The sequence below is a fragment of the Roseivivax sp. CAU 1753 genome (assembly GCF_054482575.1).
The window spans coordinates 356,019-377,180 of sequence record NZ_JBTLRF010000001.1 but is presented as its reverse complement, the minus strand read 5'-3'; the positions used below and the strand labels follow the sequence as shown (position 1 = coordinate 377,180).

Annotated in this window: 19 protein-coding genes and 1 pseudogene; 15 read left to right on the top strand and 5 right to left on the bottom strand. The window is 63.6% G+C overall.

Going from position 1 to position 21,162, the window contains the following annotated elements; translation table 11 throughout:
* The first annotated feature begins 80 nt into the window (after positions 1 to 80).
* Positions 81 to 470 carry an antitoxin Xre-like helix-turn-helix domain-containing protein gene (locus tag ACXYMN_RS01685; RefSeq protein WP_459011653.1) on the top strand — a complete coding sequence of 130 codons (390 nt, stop codon included), beginning with the start codon at positions 81 to 83 and terminating at the stop codon, positions 468 to 470.
* Positions 467 to 1,156: an RES family NAD+ phosphorylase gene (locus ACXYMN_RS01680; protein WP_459011652.1), complete on the top strand. Its 690-nt coding sequence runs from the start codon at positions 467 to 469 to the stop codon at positions 1,154 to 1,156. Before ACXYMN_RS01685 ends, ACXYMN_RS01680 begins: the two co-directional genes overlap by 4 nt.
* Before the next feature lie 74 nt (positions 1,157 to 1,230).
* On the opposite strand, the pseudogene ACXYMN_RS01675 reads toward ACXYMN_RS01680, so the two are convergent.
* A pseudogene (locus ACXYMN_RS01675) lies at positions 1,231 to 2,034 on the bottom strand (DUF932 domain-containing protein); the annotation flags it as partial.
* 106 nt (positions 2,035 to 2,140) lie between these two features.
* On the opposite strand from ACXYMN_RS01675, the gene ACXYMN_RS01670 reads away from it, so the two are divergent.
* From ACXYMN_RS01670 to ACXYMN_RS01655, 4 genes are all read left to right on the top strand, one after another.
* On the top strand, positions 2,141 to 2,656 hold the full coding sequence (locus tag ACXYMN_RS01670; protein ID WP_459011651.1) for a hypothetical protein: 516 nt from the start codon (positions 2,141 to 2,143) through the stop codon (positions 2,654 to 2,656).
* Positions 2,640 to 3,362 (top strand): hypothetical protein, encoded by a 723-nt coding sequence (locus tag ACXYMN_RS01665; RefSeq protein WP_459011650.1) that lies wholly within the window; start codon positions 2,640 to 2,642, stop codon positions 3,360 to 3,362. The genes ACXYMN_RS01670 and ACXYMN_RS01665 overlap by 17 nt, the downstream gene beginning before the upstream one ends.
* A gap of 426 nt (positions 3,363 to 3,788) precedes the next feature.
* Positions 3,789 to 4,784, top strand: coding sequence for a tRNA dihydrouridine(20/20a) synthase DusA (dusA, locus tag ACXYMN_RS01660; RefSeq protein WP_459011649.1), 996 nt, complete (start codon positions 3,789 to 3,791; stop codon positions 4,782 to 4,784).
* Positions 4,785 to 4,947: 163 nt separating this feature from the next.
* Complete coding sequence (locus ACXYMN_RS01655; protein ID WP_459011647.1) at positions 4,948 to 5,949, top strand: calcium-binding protein; 1,002 nt, start codon at positions 4,948 to 4,950, stop codon at positions 5,947 to 5,949.
* Between the two features lie 3 nt (positions 5,950 to 5,952).
* Here the strand turns inward: ACXYMN_RS01655 and ACXYMN_RS01650 are convergent, their stop codons facing one another.
* The 3 genes from ACXYMN_RS01650 to ccmI are packed head-to-tail and all read right to left on the bottom strand — an operon-like array spanning position 5,953 to position 7,925.
* The gene (locus tag ACXYMN_RS01650; protein ID WP_459011646.1) at positions 5,953 to 6,201 is read right to left on the bottom strand and encodes a DUF1289 domain-containing protein; all 249 of its coding nucleotides are present in this window, start codon (positions 6,199 to 6,201) and stop codon (positions 5,953 to 5,955) included.
* Positions 6,202 to 6,204: 3 nt separating this feature from the next.
* On the bottom strand, positions 6,205 to 6,690 hold the full coding sequence (gene ruvX, locus ACXYMN_RS01645) for a Holliday junction resolvase RuvX (protein WP_459011645.1): 486 nt from the start codon (positions 6,688 to 6,690) through the stop codon (positions 6,205 to 6,207).
* A complete protein-coding gene (ccmI, locus tag ACXYMN_RS01640) occupies positions 6,687 to 7,925 on the bottom strand; it encodes a c-type cytochrome biogenesis protein CcmI (RefSeq protein WP_459011644.1) in 1,239 nt (412 codons plus the stop codon). The genes ruvX and ccmI overlap by 4 nt, the downstream gene beginning before the upstream one ends.
* A 239-nt stretch (positions 7,926 to 8,164) precedes the next feature.
* On the opposite strand from ccmI, the gene ACXYMN_RS01635 reads away from it, so the two are divergent.
* The 4 genes from ACXYMN_RS01635 to rarD all read left to right on the top strand — a co-directional run bounded on the left by ACXYMN_RS01635 (position 8,165) and on the right by rarD (position 10,694).
* Entirely contained in the window at positions 8,165 to 8,773 is a 609-nt protein-coding gene (locus ACXYMN_RS01635) for a superoxide dismutase (protein WP_459011643.1), read from the top strand.
* A gap of 220 nt (positions 8,774 to 8,993) precedes the next feature.
* Positions 8,994 to 9,224: a hypothetical protein gene (locus ACXYMN_RS01630; protein ID WP_459011642.1), complete on the top strand. Its 231-nt coding sequence runs from the start codon at positions 8,994 to 8,996 to the stop codon at positions 9,222 to 9,224.
* Positions 9,224 to 9,679 carry a baeRF12 domain-containing protein gene (locus ACXYMN_RS01625; RefSeq protein ID WP_459011641.1) on the top strand — a complete coding sequence of 152 codons (456 nt, stop codon included), beginning with the start codon at positions 9,224 to 9,226 and terminating at the stop codon, positions 9,677 to 9,679. The genes ACXYMN_RS01630 and ACXYMN_RS01625 overlap by 1 nt, the downstream gene beginning before the upstream one ends.
* A 97-nt stretch (positions 9,680 to 9,776) precedes the next feature.
* Positions 9,777 to 10,694: an EamA family transporter RarD gene (rarD, locus tag ACXYMN_RS01620; protein ID WP_459011640.1), complete on the top strand. Its 918-nt coding sequence runs from the start codon at positions 9,777 to 9,779 to the stop codon at positions 10,692 to 10,694.
* On the opposite strand, the gene ACXYMN_RS01615 is transcribed toward rarD, so the two are convergent.
* Complete coding sequence (locus ACXYMN_RS01615) at positions 10,616 to 11,188, bottom strand: LOG family protein (RefSeq protein ID WP_459011639.1); 573 nt, start codon at positions 11,186 to 11,188, stop codon at positions 10,616 to 10,618. The two genes, rarD and ACXYMN_RS01615, sit on opposite strands and share 79 nt — an antisense overlap.
* Positions 11,189 to 11,311: 123 nt before the next feature.
* Between ACXYMN_RS01615 and ACXYMN_RS01610 the strand changes: the two genes are divergently transcribed.
* The 5 genes from ACXYMN_RS01610 (at position 11,312) to ACXYMN_RS01590 (ending at position 21,161) form a co-directional block, all read left to right on the top strand.
* On the top strand, positions 11,312 to 13,003 hold the full coding sequence (locus ACXYMN_RS01610) for a LysM peptidoglycan-binding domain-containing protein (RefSeq protein WP_459011638.1): 1,692 nt from the start codon (positions 11,312 to 11,314) through the stop codon (positions 13,001 to 13,003).
* Between the two features lie 159 nt (positions 13,004 to 13,162).
* Entirely contained in the window at positions 13,163 to 14,392 is a 1,230-nt protein-coding gene (locus tag ACXYMN_RS01605) for an acyl-CoA dehydrogenase (protein ID WP_459011637.1), read from the top strand.
* 103 nt (positions 14,393 to 14,495) lie between these two features.
* Positions 14,496 to 16,664 (top strand): thiamine pyrophosphate-dependent enzyme, encoded by a 2,169-nt coding sequence (locus ACXYMN_RS01600; RefSeq protein WP_459011636.1) that lies wholly within the window; start codon positions 14,496 to 14,498, stop codon positions 16,662 to 16,664.
* 172 nt (positions 16,665 to 16,836) lie between these two features.
* On the top strand, positions 16,837 to 19,626 hold the full coding sequence (locus ACXYMN_RS01595) for a hypothetical protein (RefSeq protein ID WP_459011635.1): 2,790 nt from the start codon (positions 16,837 to 16,839) through the stop codon (positions 19,624 to 19,626).
* Positions 19,623 to 21,161 carry a hypothetical protein gene (locus ACXYMN_RS01590; protein WP_459011634.1) on the top strand — a complete coding sequence of 513 codons (1,539 nt, stop codon included), beginning with the start codon at positions 19,623 to 19,625 and terminating at the stop codon, positions 21,159 to 21,161. Before ACXYMN_RS01595 ends, ACXYMN_RS01590 begins: the two co-directional genes overlap by 4 nt.
* Position 21,162: the final 1 nt, after the last annotated feature.

The window sequence follows — 21,162 nt, the reverse complement described above, 5'->3', positions numbered from 1 at the left end:
CACAACATAGGTCATATGGACTTGTAATGTGATCCATATGGACTTATACCATCAGTCAAGCTAGGAAGGAGCGCCAACTCATGGAAAACGTTGTTCTGGAACGTCCTGCGCCGGATCGGCAGGGTGTCGCGCTAAAGGCCTTCGCTCGGATCGCGGAGGCCTGGTCGCTCACCCTGCGTGAGGCGGCGGCACTGGCGGATATGTCGGACTCGACCTGGAAGCGGGCGAAGAAGCCTGATTTTGCAGGGGATTTGACGCGGGACCAGATGCTGCGATTAAGCGCGCTGATCGGCCTTTACAAGTCGCTTGAGCTTTACTTCAACGAACCGATCTCGCGGGATTGGGCGAGGCTGCCGAACCGAGGTCCGGAGTTCGACGGCGCGCGGCCCGTGGACGCGATGATCGAAGGGGGATTGCCCAAGATCCTGCGCGTGCGGGGCTATGTTGATGCGCTGCGGGGCGGGGTTTGAGGATCACGTCGGTCAATGACCGTGCTCTTGTCAGGCTGATTTCCGAGACCCATCACAAGCCCCCAGTGCTGAGGGGGCTGGTCGACAGCGACGAGGAGGCAGACATCTTGGCCGAGATCGAAGGCGAGACGAGCGCCCGCCTGATCGCCGAAGCGCAGGGCAGTCCCGCGCTCGACCGCCGCGAACTCGCCTTCGCGCGGCGGTCGCATGACCTGACCCTTTACGGTCAGAGCCATATCAACGCGGCATTCACCTACACGAGGCCCAAGGGCAACCGGTTCAACACTGGCGACCGCGGTGCGTGGTACTGCGCCTGGGACATGCTGACGAGCGCGCAGGAAGTTGGATTTCACCGGACCCGTGAATTGGGCTTCATCGGCCGCTACGAGGACGAGGCGCGCTACGTGGAACTGCTGGCGGATTTTATCGGGGATTTCCCGGATCTGCACGGAGAGGCGCATCCGGCGCTCGATTCGGTCCCCGAGCGGGGCTACCCGGCCGGGCAGCGCCTTGCCGCCGACTTGAGGGCAGAGGGGCATCGCGGGCTGATCTACCCCTCCGTGCGCCACCCGGGCGGACGGTGCTTTGTCGCCTTAGATCCCGGGATCATCCAGAATGTCCGCCCTGGCGCGAGCTGGAAGCTGGTTTGGCAAGGTGCGCCCGAGTTCACGATCGAGGGGCTGTGACGCCCCTCGATATCTTCATTCAGTGCTTGAGATTATCACGATAGGGCATTGATCCCAATTTATATTCGACGCAATTAGGCTTTCTCCAACAACGCCTTCGCCTTCCCCTCCATGACCAGCCGCGCATCCTGCTGCGGCTTCGAGCGGGCGACCGCCGTGATCCCTCGCACGAAGTCGAAGACGCTCTCGGGCGGGCGGCCTTCCTCGGCCAGCACCGTCTCGACAATCCGCCCCGTCTCCGCCTTCGAGAACCCGCGTTTGCGGAGGAAATCCTGACGGTCCTCGTCCGAGCGCGCGACGATCTTCTCCCGCGCTGCACGGATGCCATCGATGAAGGGCGCCGGCGAGGACTCGGCAAAGCGGCTCAGCGCCGGGGCGGCCTCGTGAGCGAAGCGGGAAGCGGCGTATTTCGAGTGCCGGATCGTGATCTCCTGGAAGTCTTCGACACCCCAGAGGTTGCGGTTTTGGCAGACTGCCCGGAGATAGAAGCTGGCCATGCCGAGCGTCTTGGCGCCCACCTCGGAATTCCAGCAGTAGAACCCCCGAAAATAGAGGTCGGGCGAGCCGTCGGGCAGCAGCCCCGCCTCGATGGGGTTCATGTCATCGACGAGGAACAGGAACACGTCGCGGTCCGATGCGTAGAGCGTCGTCGTCTTTTTCGTCACGTCCACGCGCGGGTTGTAGATGCCGGTCGACCAGTCGAGCACGCCCGGCACCTTCCAGCGCGTGTCGCCGGTGCCGTTGCCCGCGATGCGCTGTACGGCGGAGACCAGTTCGTGGTCGAAGATGCGGCCATAATCGGGGCCTGTAACAGCTCGAAGCTCGGTGCGGCCTTTGGCGACCTCCATGGTCTTGATCTGTTCGGCCCGGTGGTTGGTCTGGCGTTGAACGAACCATTCAACTACCGCGCATGTCGGCGACTTGTTGCCGACCTCAACATTTGGTAGAAATTAAGGAACTCGGTTCTATTTGTAGGATGTCGCTATGAGTAACGCAAAAATTCGTTTGAAGGTCGGCTCTATGGAGCTTGAGTATGAAGGTGACCCTGCGTTTCTAACGGGAGGCATCGAAGCGTTGTTGGAAACTATGGGCGCATTGGCTTCCAAAGTGCCCGACGATGCCCAGATGCAGGCGCCCGCCTTTGTCGCCCCTGTCGTCAACGGCAACGGAACTGTGGCGCCCGCTTCCGGGGGATCATCCGTTTTCTCGACCAATACCATCGCGGCACACATCGACGCAAAAACTGGTCCAGAACTTGTGGTCTGTGCAATGGCTCAACTGGAACTGGTCCAAGGCAAGTCTTCATCGACGCGTGCAGAGATATTGGCGGAAATGAAGAACGCGACGACGTATTACAAGGAAAGTCTTGGTAGCAACTTGGGGCAAAGCCTTTCCAGTCTTACAAAGAAGAAACGGATCAATCAGGTCGCGACAGATACTTATTCCCTGAGTTCGAATGAACGGAAGCAAATCGAGGCGAAAGTTGCTGAAATCGCTTGAACTCAAGGACTGGCTCCACAAGGACCTAAGCAAGCTCGACAAGGTGCTTTTGGTCTTGGCCACTCAAGATGAGCCCATTTCTGTAGCGAAGATTAACGAAATTTCCGAAGCGGCGGGTTTTCGCGGCATGCGAAAATGGAATGTGTCTGCCACCCTCGGCGCATCCAAGGGTAGAGCCATCCGCACGACTGGATGGGAATTGACGGAAGCGGGCAAGCTGCATTTGCGTGACTTGGGAGTTTCTACGACCAGCCCGGCAGCAATGCAGGTTGCCGTCGATCTCCGCAAATATCTCTCGGACATCACGGAGGAGCAAACGCGGGTCTTCGTCGAGGAAGCCATCAAGTGCCATGAGGCAGAGTTGTACCGTTCAGCAATTGTCATGTCATGGCTCGGAGCAGTGGATGTGCTGCAAAGACACGTTCACCAAAACAATCTTGCCGCATTCAATGCCGAGGCGAAGCGCGTCAACGGCAAATGGAAGGTGGCCAATTCTCAGGACGATATCGGGAAGATGGGTGAGAGCGACTTCTTGGACCGGATCGAGGCGATGTCGATCATTGGCAAAAACGTCAAGGCGCAGCTCAAGGGTTGTCTCGATCTTCGCAATGGATGCGGCCACCCCAACAGCTTGAAAGTGTCGGTTAACAAGTCTGCTGCTCATATCGAAACGCTTCTGCTCAACGTCTTTCAGAAGTTCTCGTAATTCCGCTGCGATCGAGGTGCCCGATCTTCTCCTTGCCCAGATCGCGCTTGAGCGTGGCGGCCTTGCTGCGACGCGGCGGTTTGCCTACCTCGCACATATCGATTATGTGGAGATCAATGAGATCGCCGAAGGTCTGGAGGCGGGAAACGGACGACTTGTTCGGCGCCAACCCCTGATCCACCCGGGTCTCCGCTTGGCGGGCTTGAGCGTGCGGCGTCGTCGCGACGGAGAAACGTCTCGCTCGCGTAGCGGCCCTTTCGTCTGAACTGGACGCAGGTCAGACCCCAGAGGGGAGCTTGGTGATGGAGGCCATTTTCGTGTGCGCTGTATGTGCAATGAGTCGTCGTAAAGGGGCAAATTCGGGGATATTGGGGCGTGGTGCAGCGTCGCAACTTTGCCCCGCAACGGTTTGAATGTGAAAGAAAAATGCAAGTGCATCAACATGCTAGGCTTTCTATTGCCCCTATGATGGAGTGGACCGACCGGCATTGCCGTGTGTTTCACCGTGTGCTGTCGCGGCAGGCGTTGCTTTATACCGAGATGGTGACCGCGCCGGCTCTGGTCCGGGGCGGGGCCTTGCATTTGCTGGACTTCGACGCCTCTGAGCACCCCGTCGCCTTGCAGCTGGGCGGCAGCGATCCGGCGGAGCTGGCGGAGGCGGCGCGGCTCGGGGCGGAAGCTGGCTATGACGAGATCAACCTCAACGTCGGCTGCCCGTCGGACCGGGTGCAATCCGGCACGTTCGGCGCGGTCCTGATGCGCGATCCGGACCTCGTGGCGCGCGCGGTTCGGGCCATGGGCGATGCGGTGGACGTTCCGGTGACGGTGAAGTGCCGGATCGGGGTCGATGACCACGACCCTGAACAGGTGCTGCCGGACTTCATCGCCCGCGTCGCGGCGGCGGGCTGCGACAGGTTCATCGTTCATGCGCGCAAGGCCTGGCTTCAGGGGCTCAGCCCGAAAGAGAACCGCGACGTGCCGCCGCTCGATTACGGATTGGTGCAGCGCATGAAGTCGGCGTTTCCGGATCTGCACATTTCGGTCAATGGCGGGATCACCTCGCTGGACCAGGCGCGCGGCTTTCTCGATGCGGGGCTGGACGGGGTCATGATCGGGCGCGCGGCCTATCACCAGCCGTGGGACATCCTGGCCGACGCGGACCGGGTGATCTTTGGCGTCGATCGTGCCCCCATCGAACCCGAAGAGGCCGCCCGCGCGATGCTGACCTATATCGATGCCCATATCGCGGCAGGTGGCAAGCTGCACCAGGTCACGCGGCACATGCTGGGTCTCTTTGCGGGCCGACCCGGTGCGCGCACATGGCGGCGGGTCCTGTCCGAGAATGCCACCCGGGACGGCGCGACCTCGGCCCTTGTCCTGCGCGCCATGGACGAGATGGCGTCGGCACGCAGCGCGGCCTGAGCGCAGCGCCCGGGCGGACCGGGGACTGTGGCGCGAAGATGGCATGATCGTGCGGAACACGCGGCATATTTGTTGAATTGGAAACAATCGGACGGCGCATTTGACCGAAATCCGGGATTGCCCCATAATATCAAAAGGTTTGATACCTGTGGGGGTCTGAAAAATGAGTTTGCTGCTTTCCTTGCTGCCGTTTCTCGCGCTGTCGGCGCTGATATTTCACGACGATGATAACGACGACGACGATGACGACAACGATATCGTCATTGACGACGGCGGAGACCCGGGCGGCGATCCCGGTGGCGAACCGCCGCTTTCCGAGGGTCCGGACGACGATGTGACGCTCTCTGAAGGCGATGACCGTTTCGATGGCAGCGACGGCAACGACACGTTGCGTGGCCTGGGCGGTGACGACTATCTCGAGGGTAGTTCCGGCGATGACGTGCTCGAAGGCGGCCCGGGGAACGATACCCTGCTGGGTCAGGGCGGGATGGACCAGCTCAACGGCGGCGGCGACGACGATTCACTTGATGGCGGGACCGGCGACGACACCCTGCTCGGCGGCGTCGGCGCGGACCAGATCGACGGCGGCGACGGCAACGATTTCGCCAAGGGCAACGACGGCAACGACAGCATTCGGGGCGAGAATGGCGACGACACCATCCTGGGCGGTCTGGCCGAGGACACGCTGCGCGGTGGCGATGGCGACGACCAGGTCGAAGGCGGGGCCAATGACGACGTGCTGTTCGGCAGCGACGGCGACGACGCGCTGATCGGACAGGACGGCAACGACACGTTGAACGGTCAGGACGGCGAGGATGTCCTGGATGGCGGCAATGGCCTCGATATCCTGTCCGGCGGCGCCGGGGCGGACATCTTCGTGGTCGACCTGATGCGCGACGACGGCGTACCAGTGCCCGAAAACACCGCCACGATCACCGATTTTGTCACCACGGGCGCCGAAGCCGACCTGTTGCAACTGAGCCTCGACGACAGCGATGGCGGAGCGCTTGGCGTGGCGGAGGACGGGGAAGACGCGCTTCTGACGCTGGGCGAGGGCGAGGAGGCCGTGACTGTCGCGCGCATCGTGAACGGGGCGACAAATGGCTTCACGCTTGACAATGTGGTGGTAATCGCCCCCGAGACGGTGCCGCTGACCGCGGCCTGAGGATCAGGTCTTCAGCCGCGCTTCCCGTCCGCCGCGTCTTTTCCGAAGGCGCGGCGCACGGTCGGGCAGCGTCGCCATGATGTCGCGACGTTCCTGCGCCGACATCCGCGACCAGCCGGTGATTTCATCGATGGTGCGCAGGCATCCGACGCAGATCCGCTCTGCGGGATGCACGACGCAGGTCTGCACGCAGGGGCTCTCGATCTCGTCGCGCTGCCAGACCCCGTTGGGTGGTGTTTGTCGTTCGGCCATAGCTCAGATCCCGTCCTGCGCCTGGCGGATATGCCTAAGGCGGTCCAATGCACCCTGCAAGATATAAGATGCCGCAACGTGATCTATCACCTCGGCGCGGCGTTTTCGTGACGTATCTGCCTCAAGCAGGGCACGTTCGGCGGCCACCGTCGACAGCCGTTCGTCCCAGAAGCTGATCGGCCCGTCCCAGAGCTTTTCAAGGTTGCGCGCGAAGGCCCGTGTCTTCTGACAGCGCGGCCCTTCGCTGCCATCCATGTTGCGCGGCAGGCCAAGGACGACACCGCCGATTTCGCGCGCGGTCAGGACCGCGATCAGGCGCTCGGCATCGAGGCTGAACTTCTTGCGGCGGATCGTCTCGAGCGGGGTGGCGGCGGTCAGCAGACGATCCGACACCGCCACGCCGATGGTCTTGTCGCCCAGATCGAGCCCGGCAAGCGCGCGCATGGGCGGAAACTCTGCCGCGGCAAGGTCGAGCGTGTCGAAGATCATTCCGCGATCCCGGCATTGCGCGCCGCGTTGCGCACGGTGTCCAGCGCCGCCGCGTTGCCGAGGAAGACCTCTTGCGCATTGTTCCAGATCGCGCGGGCCTGATCCGTATCGCCAAGGACACCGTAGGCCGAGATCAGCCGCGCCCATTCGTCGGGCGTGCCGCCTTGCCGCGACAGGCGGTCCGACAGACGGCTGACCATGCCTTCGATCATCGACTGGCGGTCTGCGTCGGTCATCTCTCCTGCGGCGTCCATGTCGCTTTCGGACGGGCCGGGCAGGGGGGCCGTTTCGGGCAGGGGCACGGTGTATTCGGCCAGACCCGCGCGATAGGCCAGTTCCTCGATCTGCTGGACGATCGGCGCAACCCAGGGGTCATCCGCCGCCGAGCGCCGCAACAGCCGGTCCCAGACGCGAAACGCGCGGTCGGGCCGCCCGGTCTGGGCCATGGTCAGGCCGAGATAGTAATTCGCAACGCCGTTTTCGGGGTCGCGGGCGAGGCTTGCCTGCAGCGCGGCCTCGGCCTGGGGCGACACGTAGCCGCCCGCCGCAAGCACCATCATGTCGGCAAGATCGACGTAGTCCTTGGCGGTCGCCGCATCGCCCTTCAACGCGATGATGCGCTGCTGTGCCTGATACGCGGCCTTGTAGTTGCCAAGCGCCGCTTCGGATCGCGCCAGAAAGACGAACCCCTGCAGGTCGTCCTGACGCTCGGCCACCGCTGCGCGCAGACGTTCCACCAGTTCAAGGTATTCCGGTGCGGTGGGTTCGGCGGGTTCGGTGATCGGCACCTGCGCCTCGGCGGTGGCCTGATCGGGGCGGGTCCTGCGCGCCTCGTCCGCCTGGGCGATGCGATGGGCAAGGCTCAGATCGCCGTAACCGGGCGCGCCGAGCCCCGCATAGAGAAACACGCTCATGCCCAACAGGAACGCGGCGACAAGGGCCGCCATGGCGCGGCTCAGTCCGGGGGGCTGGTCGACCGCGTCACGGTGGGCCTGGGCGCTGGCATCGGCGGCCAGCAGGCGGCGCGATACCTCGGTGCGCAACCGGTCGGCCTGCTCGGGGCCGATCACACCGCGTTCGAGGTCGCGGTCGACCTCGCGCAGCTGGTCGCGGTAGACGCTGACATCGGAGGCTTCGTCGCCCGACGCCACACGCCGGGCCCGCAACAGCGTGACGCCGATCAATGCTGCTACCAGAAGTGCCATCGCACCGCTTGCGATCCAGAACGCGGTCATGTCTGCCCCTTTGTCATTTCCGCTGACATATCGCCCCGGCGGTCCGATCAAAAGGCAAAAACCGTGCCGGGCGCTGTGGCCAAATCGCCCATGGCAACCGCCGCGGCCCTTGGCCGGAACAATCGCGATTTTCGCGCGTTGGGAATTGAAAGGCTGCGCGAGGCGACTTGACCCCGCGGCCTTGTCGTCGCACCAACGACCTATGCACGTAACAAACCCCGCAACTCATGAGGACCGTCATGGCTTTTGAACTTCCCGATCTTCCCTATCCCCACGACGCGCTGGCCTCCAAGGGCATGTCCCAGGAGACCCTCGAGTTTCACCATGACATCCACCACAAGGCCTATGTCGACAACGGCAACAAGGCGATCGCCGGGACCGAGTGGGAAGGCAAGACTGTCGAAGAGATCATCAAGGGCACCTACGACCCAAACGCAGTGGCCCAGTCCGGTATCTTCAACAATGCCTCGCAGTACTGGAATCACAACCAGTTCTGGGAAATGATGGCGCCCGACGCCACCGAAATGCCGTCGGAACTGGAAAGCGCGATCAAGGACAGCTTCGGCTCCGTCGACAAGTTCAAGGACGACTTCGCCGCGGCCGGTGCCGGCCAGTTCGGCTCGGGCTGGGCATGGCTGGTCAAGGATGCAAGCGGCGGCCTGAAGGTCACCAAGACAGAAAACGGCGTAAACCCGCTGTGCTTCGATCAGACGGCGCTGCTGGGCGTCGATGTGTGGGAGCATTCCTACTACATCGATTTCCGCAACAAGCGTCCCGCATATCTGTCGAACTTCCTCGATAACCTGGTAAACTGGGAAAACGTTGCGGAACGCCTTTCAAAGGCCTGAATACATTACAGTTTAGCACTTGTCGCCATCGCGCCCCGGGGTCACACCCGGGGCGTTTTCCGTGCGGCATCGGGTTATCAACGGATCATCTGGCCGGACACCCCCTGCATGCCCCGAGGTGCGGACACGCCCCAAATCCGGGAAAAGACTGACCGTGGCCGGAACATCGCACCGCGGGCGCGCGTTTTGCCCTTGAAGATGCAATGCACAGGAGGCTTCAATGGCAGAGCGTATCAGATCCAAGGACGGCACCCGCGAGACCGAGGAAATACTCGGCGAGGCACCCGAAGACCTGCCCGAAACACCCGGACAGGGCGGTCGCGCCGACGGCAACATAGCCCGCAAGGTCGGCACCCGCGACGAGGGCAAGCAGCTTGACGAAACCTCCAGCGGTGCGACGCGGCCCCTGGGGCAGGACAAGAACAGCAGCGGCGACAAGGAGAAAGTGTGATGACCACGATCGATCACGGCACCTGGGTTTTGATCGCCGATGGTGAGAAGGCGCTTTTCCTGCGCAATGACGTCGATGCGGAAAACCCCGACCTGAACGTGGTTCGGCTTGAAGAACAGGAAAACCCGTCGGATCGCGAACAATCGGCCAACCGACCGGGTCGGATGCACGACAACGGCGTCGGGCAACGCTCGGCCCTTGATGACACGGACTGGCATGAGCTTGCAAAAGACCGGTTTGCCAAGGACTTGGCCGACATTCTTTACAAGCAGGCGCATAAGGGCATGTTCGAACGCATCGTGCTGGTGGCCCCGCCCTCGGTGCTTGGCGAATTGCGTAACGAAATCCATGACGAGGTGCGCGCCCGCGTGATCGCAGAGGTCGACAAGACGCTGACCAACCACCCGATCGACAAGATCGAGACGTTGCTGCGCGACGAATTGGCCAAGACGTAACGCCCCGAGCGGAGCCCGGTATCTGCAACACCGGGCTCCGATTGCGCGGCGCGGTCGCTTCTGTCACGTCTGGCATGACACATGTCAGGAGTGGGCCGTGGGCGCGATACAGTCAGGCATTGCCGCAATGGTGCTGTGTTGCACCATATGGGGCCTTTCTTCCATATACTACAAGCTGTTGTCCGACGTTCCAACGCTCGAGATCCTGGCCCATCGGACGTTCTGGTCGCTGGTGACCTTCACCGTCGTACTGACCCTGAGGGGGCGCCTGCGCGAACTGGCGCGCGCCCTGTCTGATCTCGGCAATGTAGCGACCATCCTTTTCGCGGCGATGATGATCTCGACCAACTGGTTCCTGTTCATCCGGTCGATCCAGACCGGACGCGCGACCGAGGCGAGCCTGGCCTATTACATCTTTCCGCTGGTGGCGGTTCTTTTGGGGATGGTGGCGTTCAAGGAAAGGATGGGGTTTTGGCAGGGAGTTTCCGTGGGGCTTGCGGCGATTGCCGTGTTAATCCTGTCGGTCCAGCTGGGCCACCCGCCAATCTACGCGTTGATCATGGCGGTGTCCTTCGGCTTTTACGGGCTGGCCAAGAAGCGCCTGCGTATCGGCCCGGTGGTGTCCGTTACCAGCGAGGTACTGTTGATCCTGCCATTTTCGGCCGGGTGGCTGATCAAACTGCACTGGTTCGATGGCAAGGGGCTTTTCGGAAAGTCCTGGGATACCAGTATCTTGCTGGCCTTGTCTGGTCCGCTGACCTCGGTTCCGCTCATCCTGTTCAGCTATGCCTCGCAGCGCATATCCCTGTCGAGCGTGGGGTTGATCCAGTACCTGAACCCGACGCTGCAATTCCTTGTCGCTGTTCTGATTTTTCGCGAACCGTTCGGTCTGGTGCAGGCGATGGCCTTTGCCCTGATCTGGACCGCGCTTGCGATCTATTCGACCGCCACGCTGCGCGCCGAAAGCAGGCGGCGCAAGAGCGTCGCGGCAGCCGCGGCATCGTCGGCGATATGAACCGCCGCGCGGGTATCAGCACCGGCGAAGCCTTCGGCCACGACATGGTCCAGAAGTTGGATCAGCTTATCCCAGTAACCGTCTACATTCATGAGGATAATCGGCTTTTCGTGCAAGCCGAGCTGATGCCAGGTCAGAACCTCGAAAAACTCGTCAAGTGAACCGGCCCCCCCGGGCATGACCACGATGGCATCGGCGTTCATCACCATCACCTTCTTGCGCTCGTGCATGGTTTCGGTGACGACGAACCGCGTTAGATCGCGCTTGCCGACTTCCCACTCCACCAGATGCGCCGGAATGACCCCGAGCGTGTCTGCCCCGGCCTCTTGCGCCGCTCGTGCGACCCTCCCCATCAACCCAACATCGCCCGCGCCATAGACCAGACGCCACCCGTTCTGACCGATGAGCCGCCCCATTTCGGCAGCTTGCCTGGCAAAAACGTCGCGCGCACCGTCGCGGGCGCCGCAATAGACGCAGATCGAGGCATTTTGCATAAAGGACACTCCAGTTTCCGGGGCTTTTGACCGGTCTTAGTGGCGTTGCTATACACGCTCAACTGGACTTTGCGTATTTCCGGGGGGATTGCGCGCCGCTGGCGGATGGGAATGAATGCGCGAATGAGCAACCTCACGTTTCTGAAGGGGCCCGGCGGTGTTGCAACCGGGCTTGTCGGCGTGCTCGGGGCGGTGGCACTGGGGCTGTATCTGTCCGGGCGGCTTGATCCTTTTGTGCAGGAGGCGGCGACGGGGCAGACCGCGCCCCCCGATGCCGTGCCGTTGGCGGACGGTCCCGTGGCCGCGATGCAGCCGGAAATGCGCAATCCGGAAGCCCGGATCGGTGAGTCCGCGCCCGACGCCGCCGAAGATGCCGCGACCCGTATGGACGGTGCAGAGGCCCTGTCCGACGCCAGGACGCAGACGCAATCGCCCGCCCCGACGCCGTCCGTGACATCGGCGGAACCGCCCGCGCAGACCGTCGCCGCCTCTGCCGGAGCCACCGCAGGGGTCGATCCGGACAGTGCCAGGGAAGCTGTGGAACCATCGTCGTCCCAGCGCAGGCCTTTGGACCCGTCGCGCACGACGGAAGCTGCGACAGACCCCGCCCCGATGCCCGAGGCATCGACAGCGGTCGACGCGCCCGAAACGCCGCCGACCCCGCAGCAAGCGCCCGACACCGACACCGAGGCCGACACGGTTTCGGCGTCGCCCGTTGCACCCACCGTCGACATCGTGCGGGTGGATGCCTCGGGGGGCACGGTGGTGGCGGGGCGCGTCGCGTCCAATACGCCGCTGCGTTTACAAGTCGATGGACAAGAGGCCGCGCGTACCGACAGCGATGATGCGGGCAATTTTGTCTTCCTTCTGGATCTTGGAACCAGCGATCGGGCCCGCATCCTGACGCTTGGCATCGATGGTCCGGACGGCACGTCATCGCTGACCGCGCCCGACATCATCCTCGCCCCGCGTCCGCCAGTGACGACCGCGACCGGACCCGACGTCGAAACGCCCGGCGTACGTGCTGACGAGACCGCCAGCCCGGGCACGCGCCGGGCCGAGGCGCCGACGGATGCAGCCGAGGACTTGGCGACGCCAGAAGGTGCCGGCACGCCCGATCCCGCCGTCGCAGAACGGGCGCAACCGGGGGCCGATGTTGCCACAGCCGCACCGGTCATGCCCATGGCACAATCCGGCAGGCCCGATACCGACGACCCTGCGCTATCTGCGGGGCGACCAAGCATCGTGTTGCCGCCTGCGCCGCAAGACCTCGCGCCGGCGGTTGTGTTGACGTCGGGGCCCGCCGGTCTTGAGGTGATCCAGCCCGCCACCGAGGTCGCGACCCTGCCGGATGGCGAGTTCGTGGCGCTTGATGCGATCTCGTACGACGATAGCGGCGACGTGTCGCTCACCGGGCGCGCCAGCCCCAACGGCACCCTGCGCGTCTATCTCGACAATGACGAAGTGGTGCTGACCGATGTGGGCGATAGCGGGCGCTGGCAGACCGGCTTGCCGGGGGTCGCCGCTGGCACCTACACCCTGCGGCTCGATCGGATCGACGCCGGGGGTCGGGTGATCGCGCGGATCGAAAGCCCGTTTCGACGCGAAAGCCGGGAAACGCTTGACGCGGCCAACACCGGTAACGCGGCACCGGTCTTTGCGGTTACGGTTCAGCCGGGCAACACGCTTTGGGGCATTTCGCGCGACCGCTACGGCGAGGGGCCGCTTTACGTAAAGGTCTTCGAGGCCAACAAGGGACAGATCCGCAATCCGGACCTGATATATCCGGGGCAGGTCTTTACGCTTCCGCACTAGGGGTATCACGCGGCGACGGCGCGCCGTCCGCATCGGTCGAACGGGTGCCGAGACCGGGGGATACCTGCTTTTCGTGAATACCGTCTTGCGGTACTGTCCCGGTGTCTTGCCGTTCGTGCGAAGTCACGCGGCGGCGAACCGAATGAGAAGGTGCGAGCCATGAAAGATCTGAACGAAACACCCAAGCTGAAAGCCAAGGACGCGCCTGATCTGGGCGCGTTCGACTGGGAAGACCCGTTCCGTCTGGTGGACCAGCTCGAGGAAGACGAGCGCATGATCGCCGAAAGCGCGCGCGCCTACGCACAGGAAAAACTGCAGCCGCGCATCCTCAGGGCCTTCGAGGAAGAAACGGTCGAACCCGAAATTTTCCGCGAGATGGGCGAAATGGGCCTGCTCGGCACCACAATCCCCGAGGAATACGGCGGGTTGGGCGGCAGCTATGTGTCCTACGGGTTGGTGGCCCGCGAAATCGAACGGGTGGATTCCGGCTATCGCTCGATGATGTCGGTGCAGTCCTCGTTGGTGATGTACCCGATCTACGCTTACGGTACCGAAGCGCAGCGCAAGAAGTATCTGCCGAAACTGGCATCCGGCGAATTTATCGGCTGTTTCGGCCTGACGGAACCCGATGCGGGCTCTGATCCGTCCGGCATGAAGACGCGTGCCGACAAGATCGATGGGGGCTACCGGCTGACCGGGTCGAAGATGTGGATCTCGAACTCTCCGATTGCCGATGTCTTCGTGATCTGGGCCAAGTCCGACGCCCATGGCGGCAAGATCCGCGGGTTTGTTCTGGAAAAGGGCATGAAAGGGCTGTCGGCACCGAAAGTGGGCAACAAGCTGAGCCTGCGCGCCTCGGTCACCGGCGAGATCGTGATGGACGGGGTCGATGTCGGCGAAGACGCACTGCTGCCCAATGTCGAGGGGCTGAAAGGGCCGTTCGGCTGTCTCAACCGGGCGCGCTATGGCATCGGCTGGGGCGTGATGGGGGCGGCGGAGTTCTGCTGGCACGGCGCGCGCAGCTACGGGCTGGATCGCAAGCAGTTCGGCAAGCCATTGGCGCAGACGCAGCTTTTCCAGAAAAAGCTTGCCGACATGCAGACCGAAATCGGGCTGGGGCTTCAGGCCTGCCTGCGGGTCGGTCGCCTGATGGACGAGGCCAAGGCCGCGCCCGAGATGATCTCGATCATCAAGCGCAACAATTGCGGCAAGGCGCTGGATATCGCGCGAATGGCGCGGGACATGCATGGCGGCAACGGCATTTCGGCCGAGTTCCAGGTGATCCGCCACATGGTCAACCTCGAGACGGTGAACACCTACGAGGGCACCCACGATGTGCATGCGCTGATCCTGGGCCGGGCCCAGACCGGCCTGCAGGCGTTCTTCTAGGGCGCAGCTTTTCGAGCCCTTGCGGCCTCTCATCGCGGGGGCCAAGGTAGCGCGGCGCGGAGGGTCACTTCCGCGCCGTTTTTCATGGGGACGAGGTGGCCGGATGGATGCGGCAACGCGCGTGCATGAGCGCTTTCTGAGACGGGTCCGCGAGGGCGCATTGCCGCAGGTGTCGGGCACCCTTGCCGAGGCGGGGCTGGACCGCGCCGGGCTCGAGGCACTGTGGCGGGCGCAGCTGATTTCGCGCCACATGGATCGCGCCGGGCGCTGGCTGCAATCCCAAGGGCAGGGGTTCTACACCATCGGCTCTTCGGGCCACGAGGGCATGGCGGGCGTCGCCGCGGCGCTGCGCACGGACGATCCGGCCTTCCTGCACTACCGCGACACCGCGTTTCAGGCCGCCCGTGCAGGCCAGGCCGGACAGGACCCGACGCTGGATCTGGCGCTGTCCCTGGCCGCGTCCAGCGACGATCCGATCTCGGGCGGACGGCACAAGGTTCTGGGCTCGAAACACCTCAACATCCCGCCACAAACCTCTACGATTGCAAGTCATTTGCCGAAAGCGGTCGGATCGGCCTTTGCCTTCGGGCTCAACCGGCGCAACGGCGGGCGCGAAGACCGGATCGTGATGTGTTCGTTCGGCGATGCCGCGCTGAACCATTCGACCGCGCAAGGGGCGCTGAACGGCGCGGGGTGGACGGCGTGGCAGGGCGCGCCGCTGCCGCTGATGTTCGTCTGCGAGGACAACGGCATCGGCATCTCGGTCAGATCGCCCGAGGGCTGGGTGCGCGCGGTCCTGACATCGCGCCCGGGGCTGGGCTATCGCTCTGCCGACGGGCTGGATGTGGTGGCGACCTATGCAGCGGCCCGGGCCCTGGCCGGCGACATCCGCCGCACGCGGCGTCCGGGCATCCTGCATCTGGGCTGTGTCCGGCTTTATGGCCACGCGGGTGCGGATCTGGAGACGGTCTATCGCAGCGACGCCGAGATCGACGCCGACGAGGCCCGGGATCCGCTGCTGTTCACCGCGCGCAGGCTGCTTGATGCAGGACTTGAGGAACGCGACATTATCGCGTCCTACGAAGATGTTGAAGAACTTTGCTTCAGTGCCGCAAGAACCGCGATGACGCGCCCGCGCCTGGGTTTCGCCGCCGAGGTCGCGGCCAGTATCCTGCCGCCGGAACGACTGCCGCCATCCCGCAACGTCCCGAGCCCCGAGGACCGCGCCGCCGCCTTTGGACCTTCGGACATGCGCGCCCTGACGCAACCGCAGGCGATGAACAAGCTGATCAACCTTGGACTGACCGATCTCATGCTCGAGGTGCCGGAGATCGTGATCGCGGGCGAGGACGTGGGCCGGAAGGGCGGTGTCTACGGCATCACCAAGGGGCTGCAGGGACGCTTTGGCGCCGGACGCGTCATGGACACGCTGCTCGATGAACAGTCGATCCTCGGGCTGGCGATCGGCCTGGGGCAACAGGGGTATCTGCCGATGCCCGAGATCCAGTTTCTTGCCTATCTGCACAATGCCGAGGACCAGATCCGTGGCGAGGCGGCGACGCTTCCCTTCTTCTCGAACGGGCAATTCGCCAACCCGATGGTGCTGCGCATCGCGGGGCTTGGGTATCAGAAGGGGTTCGGCGGCCATTTCCACAACGACAATTCACTTGCGGTACTGCGCGACATCCCCGGCATCGTCATAGGCTGCCCGTCCGATGGCGCCGATGCGGTGCGGATGTATCGCACGGCGGTCCGCCTGGCGCGCGACGCGCAGAGGGTCGTCGTGATGATCGAGCCGATCGCGCTTTATCCGATGCGCGATCTGCTGGAAGAGGGCGATGGCGGCTGGATGCGACCGTATCCGGTCCCCGGCGAGGTGGCCCCCCTGTCGGAACCGCGCGTACTTGGCGAGGGCACGGATATCGCCATCGTGACCTATGGCAACGGCGTGTATCTGTCCGAGCAGGCGCGGCACGACCTTGCCGGGCAGGGCGTCGAGGCGCGCGTGATCGACCTGCGCTGGCTGGCCCCGTTGGACCCAGCGGCGATCCTGCGCGCGACCGAGCGCTGCACCCGCGTCCTGATCGTCGACGAATGTCGCCGCACCGGGTCGCAATCCGAGGGTCTGATGGCGCTGTTTGCCGAAGCCGGGCGTGATGGATATGCGCGGGTGACGGCAGAGGATTGCTTTATCGCCACGGGGCCCGCCTATGCGGCGACGCTGCCGTCACGGACGGCCATCCGGGACGCGGCGCTGCGCCTTTTGCGATAGCGTTCCGGCCTTTCCCTTGGTGCGTTTCCGGCCATTGAACCTGCGCAGGCGCGGCGCCGCGACCCGCCCCTCGGGGCACGATGTTACGCCCAAGACGCTTGACCGGTTGAAGATTCCGGCGCAGGCTAGACCGCAGTAACATTTATTTTACGCGATTTTCTGGAGCTCCGTTTTGGAGAATGCTCGGTCGCATGCGGGTCTGTTTGCCGACCCCTCGATTTTGACGGACGTCACGGGCACCACCGTTTCCTGGCTTGGTGGCACCGCGGTTTCCGGCTATTCCCTGACCTTCGTCAAGCTTGTCGCCGAAACCGTCGTTCCTGCCTTGCGGGCCTTGCGATTGGCCGGGCAGCAACCGGTCGAGATCGAGATCACCGACCTTGATACCGCGGATACGCCCGAGGGGTTGCTGAGTTGCGGCATGTTCTTCGATTCAGAGCTGGTCTTCAGCGATGTGTCGGACACCTCGGCGGCGCTGGCGCTGCTGGGCGAAAGGCCGCAGGCGCATCTGCTGGTCCGCATCTTCACCACGCCCTATCTCAGGAAGGGCACGCAGACCCATCACGGCCTGACATTCGACCTGACGGGCGGTGCCGAATGGTCGCTCGGTCCCGGGCGCGCGGCGGATGGGCCGGACGGCAAGATGCTGACGCTGATCCTCGACCGGGCGGTCGCCCCGACCGGCGGCACCAGCAACGAGATCTGCGCCCAGCTCAATGCGCGCGGGGTGCAGCAATTCGTCAGCGCGATCGCCCCGATCCTGGCGTCCCTGCTGCCCGCCGCGCAACCGACAGACACCGCCGAAACCGCGACGCCCGTCGTCGACAATGTCGGCCTGCTTTGGGTTCTGGACGCGCGCAGCTGGTACGAGCGGGTCATCTTCGACAATTCCCTGTATGCCCGCGGTGTGAGGACCAGCGGACTTCGGGCCTTGCCCGCGCGCACCACCTCGGCGCCGGATTTCCTCAATTACCTGATGCAGCTTATTCTCGGGCGGGAAAACCTGCGCAAGTCGATCAAGACCGCCACCGGCAAGACCATCCCGAGCTATTTCCGGGCCGGCGACTTCCGGCGGTCCATCGCCCGGTGGGACTCCAGCGGCTCTGCCCCGTTCGAGCCTTTCTCTCCCGGCGTTCTGGCCAGCACCCGCAATATGCCGTGGCTGGATCTGATCTTCTACATGATCGAGGCACAGGTCTTTTTGCCACCGTTCCTCGAACTGCGCGATCCGTTCGTGAGCGATGATGAACTGCCGGTGCTCGAGCCTTTGGTCGCGCGTCGGGTGCCGCGGTTTCCAAACAACCCGGATCGGCTTGAAACGGACCCGCGGCAATTGGTGCTCGTGCATACGGATCTGGGTCTTCCCGGTGCAGACGATCCCTATGGCGTGCTGGCGACCATCACCGTGCGCGACATGCCATTGATCGAAACGGAAACCGTCTATGAGACGCCGCCACCGCCGATGGACGAAGAGGACGACGACGACGACGACGACGAGAACGGCACCGATCCGGCTCCAAGCGGCAACTATCCCGTCATGGCGATGGAGGACATGTTCACCTGGGAATATATCCCCGTCGATCCCGACGCGCCGCGCGCCGCCGATGCCAACCCCTTGCCGATCCTTTTGATCGTGGCCGGACCGGGCGTCAGCGTCACGGTCGACCCGGACCAGAACGCGGTCAAGGTCGAGATCCTGCGCAAGTCCGACTATGGCATCCCGTCCTGGGGCGAACCGATCAATCGGCAGGAACTGTACACGCCCTTCTTCCGCCCCAGCAATCCGCCGCTGGGCCTGTCGGTGAACGATCTTACCTACTTCAGCGACGGCGTGCTGATTTCTGAAGGGCCGGATGGCACCTCGTTTCATGTCTTCCTCGATGTCGAGTTGACGGCTGCCGACAGACAGCCGGTCTTGCCGCTTGCCATCGGGGATGCCTGGGCGTCCTTCGACATCAAGCGCAAGAACCGAACCGACGGGACCATCGGCTACCGCGCGGACTTCGATTTCGTCTATTATCACAGCGATAACCCAGAGCAGTTTCAGGGCCGTTTCTGGCCGGTGCTGCGGATCTTTCGCACACGGGCGGGGGGCGCGCAGACGGATACGCAGACAGCACTTGAGGACATCACCTTTTCGGCGGCGGAAAGCTTGTATGCCAGGATCGAGGTCGAAATCTACGACACGCCCGACATCGTGGATGTCTACCGCAACTGGCCCCACATGGTGCCGTTGACCCAGCACATGATGGCCTTTGACGAGGCTGAGGGCCCGGATTCGGGCGGCGGCGGAACCGAGCTTGCCACGCATGCCTTCACCAGTCTGGCCGCGCAACAATTGCCGATCCTCGATCCGGCGGAGTTTGCAGCGGCAGGGTTCGTGCGTTTCGACGCGAGCGCCAACTCGATTCCCACCACGGGGCTTTTTTCGTGGACCGATTTCTTCCTGATCATCGTCGATGTCATCGTCGGCTTGCACCCCTATGCCATCGCGCTCGATATCGCCGAGTTCATCTATGCCTGGAACACGTCGCGCGACCGTTATGGCCGCCCGATCACCAATTTCGACCTGGTGTTGATGGCGGCGGGCATCGGTCTGCCGGTGTCGGGCTTCGTACTGACGCGCGGCAAGGCGTTTCTCTATGCGCGCTGGGTGCCGCCTGCGGATGCGCTTGATGATGTGGGCGAGGCGACGCAACTGCTCGATGACATGGCAAAGCTGGCCGAGGAAGGCACCGGCAACGCGGCGCAGTTGTCGGGCCGGGCAACACCGCTCTTGCGCAAGGTTCTGGCAAATGTCGATGAGGTGGGCAGCGTTGCGATCTACACCGTCGGCAACTTGATGGATGTGTCCCGGCGCAACCTGATCGACCCGGGGCTCGGGCATGACTACCGACGCTGGCTGATCAACAAGGTCATGCGCGAAGGCTTCCCGGTCAATCCGTTGGGGGGCGTTTCATGAGCCGTCTCGATTTCCTGCCGTTCCGCTATATCGACGAGATGGTGCGCGCGCCCGGGCTCTTTCTCGCAGGCAGCCTGAGCATTTCGCAGAAAGCCGCGATGGGGGTGGCCGACGGGATCTCGACCTGGCGGCCGGATGCGCTGCGGGTGCTGCTGGAACAGACCGGCCCGCGGTTTCGCAGTCTCGTCAAGTTCCCTTACGAGCATGTCGGCACCATTGCCGTCTGGCAAACCACCGCCGACCGCCTGAAGGTGATGGATGCGGATAGCCTTTGGGCGACATATCTGTCGGTCGGAAAAGGCTTCGTGCGCGCCGATGGCGACGAGGTCATGCTGCTCTTGCGCAATCTGGTCGGTGGCGCCGACATCAACCAGCTGGACGCCGGTCACATGCGCGCGCTTTACGGTCGGGCGCGCCGCTCCGGCGCGACGGAAATGCCCTGGATCACGATTCCCGACCTCGTTCAGGGCATGGCCCGCACCGCCGAGATCTTCGCTCATGAAGCCTACGAGATCGGCGGCACGCTGGGCGGTCCCGCCTTGAAGGCGAAGCTCTTCCAAGTGGACGGGCTGGCGACGGCGGCGGGGACCTTCCTGATGCGCTCGGGCTACGATTTCGGCACTCGGCTCGAGGTGCGGGTGGTCGCGGTCCTGCTCGAGATCGGGCAGGAGGTGGCGCATCTGCGTGTATCCTTCCCGATGTTCGACAAGGCGCTTGGCCCCGATGTCGCGATCTACAAGGCGGCCGGCGAGGCCGGGCAATGGCTGGTCTCCTTCGTGCAATGCAAGGCGCTGAAGGACTTCGGCGCGCTGGTCTCGCCGGTCGCGTCCTCGGAAAGCCTGCGGCAGATTTTCAGCGATGCGCGGCGCGTCGGTGCGCGCGGCTGGCGCGGGGCCGGTCCCGGAGAGGGAAGCGACGGGATGAGCGCGCTGTTCGATGGCGGCTATTCCTTCGCTTTCGACTTCGCCCATTTCCTGCAGAACGCCGATTCACCCCTGGTATCGATCACCAACCAGATGAAGAGAATCGATCCGGATTTTGCCTTCGACATGAGCGCGGATGCGGCGGATATTCTCGTGCAGGCCAAGAGCGCCATGCGACACGTCATGGATGCCCGCGCGCAGCAACTGGCGGACGCCGTCAACATACTGCGGCCCGGATCGTCCATCGCCTTTACCGATGCTATCCGCGACGAGTTGGTCAACGTCATTCACAACCAGATCTTTCGCAAGATCGATGGCCCCAAGCCGCCCCGATGGGACTGGGACGAGATTACGCCGCTGATGTTGCTGGGAAACGGCATCATCGGTCCGAGCGAGTTCCAGCGCTTCGAGGATCTTTTCGCGCAAGGCACCGGCCCGTTCCTGATCGCGGCCACGCAGGCTTCGCTTGGCTTTACCGACGATATCTTGGCCGAAATGCCGGTATTCCGGGTGACCATGGTGCTGGTCGAGGATGGCGGCAGTTGGCTCGGCTCGCTGCTCGGGACGGCCGGCAGCGCCCTGCGGCAATGGTTACCGGGCGGAGCAAACTGAC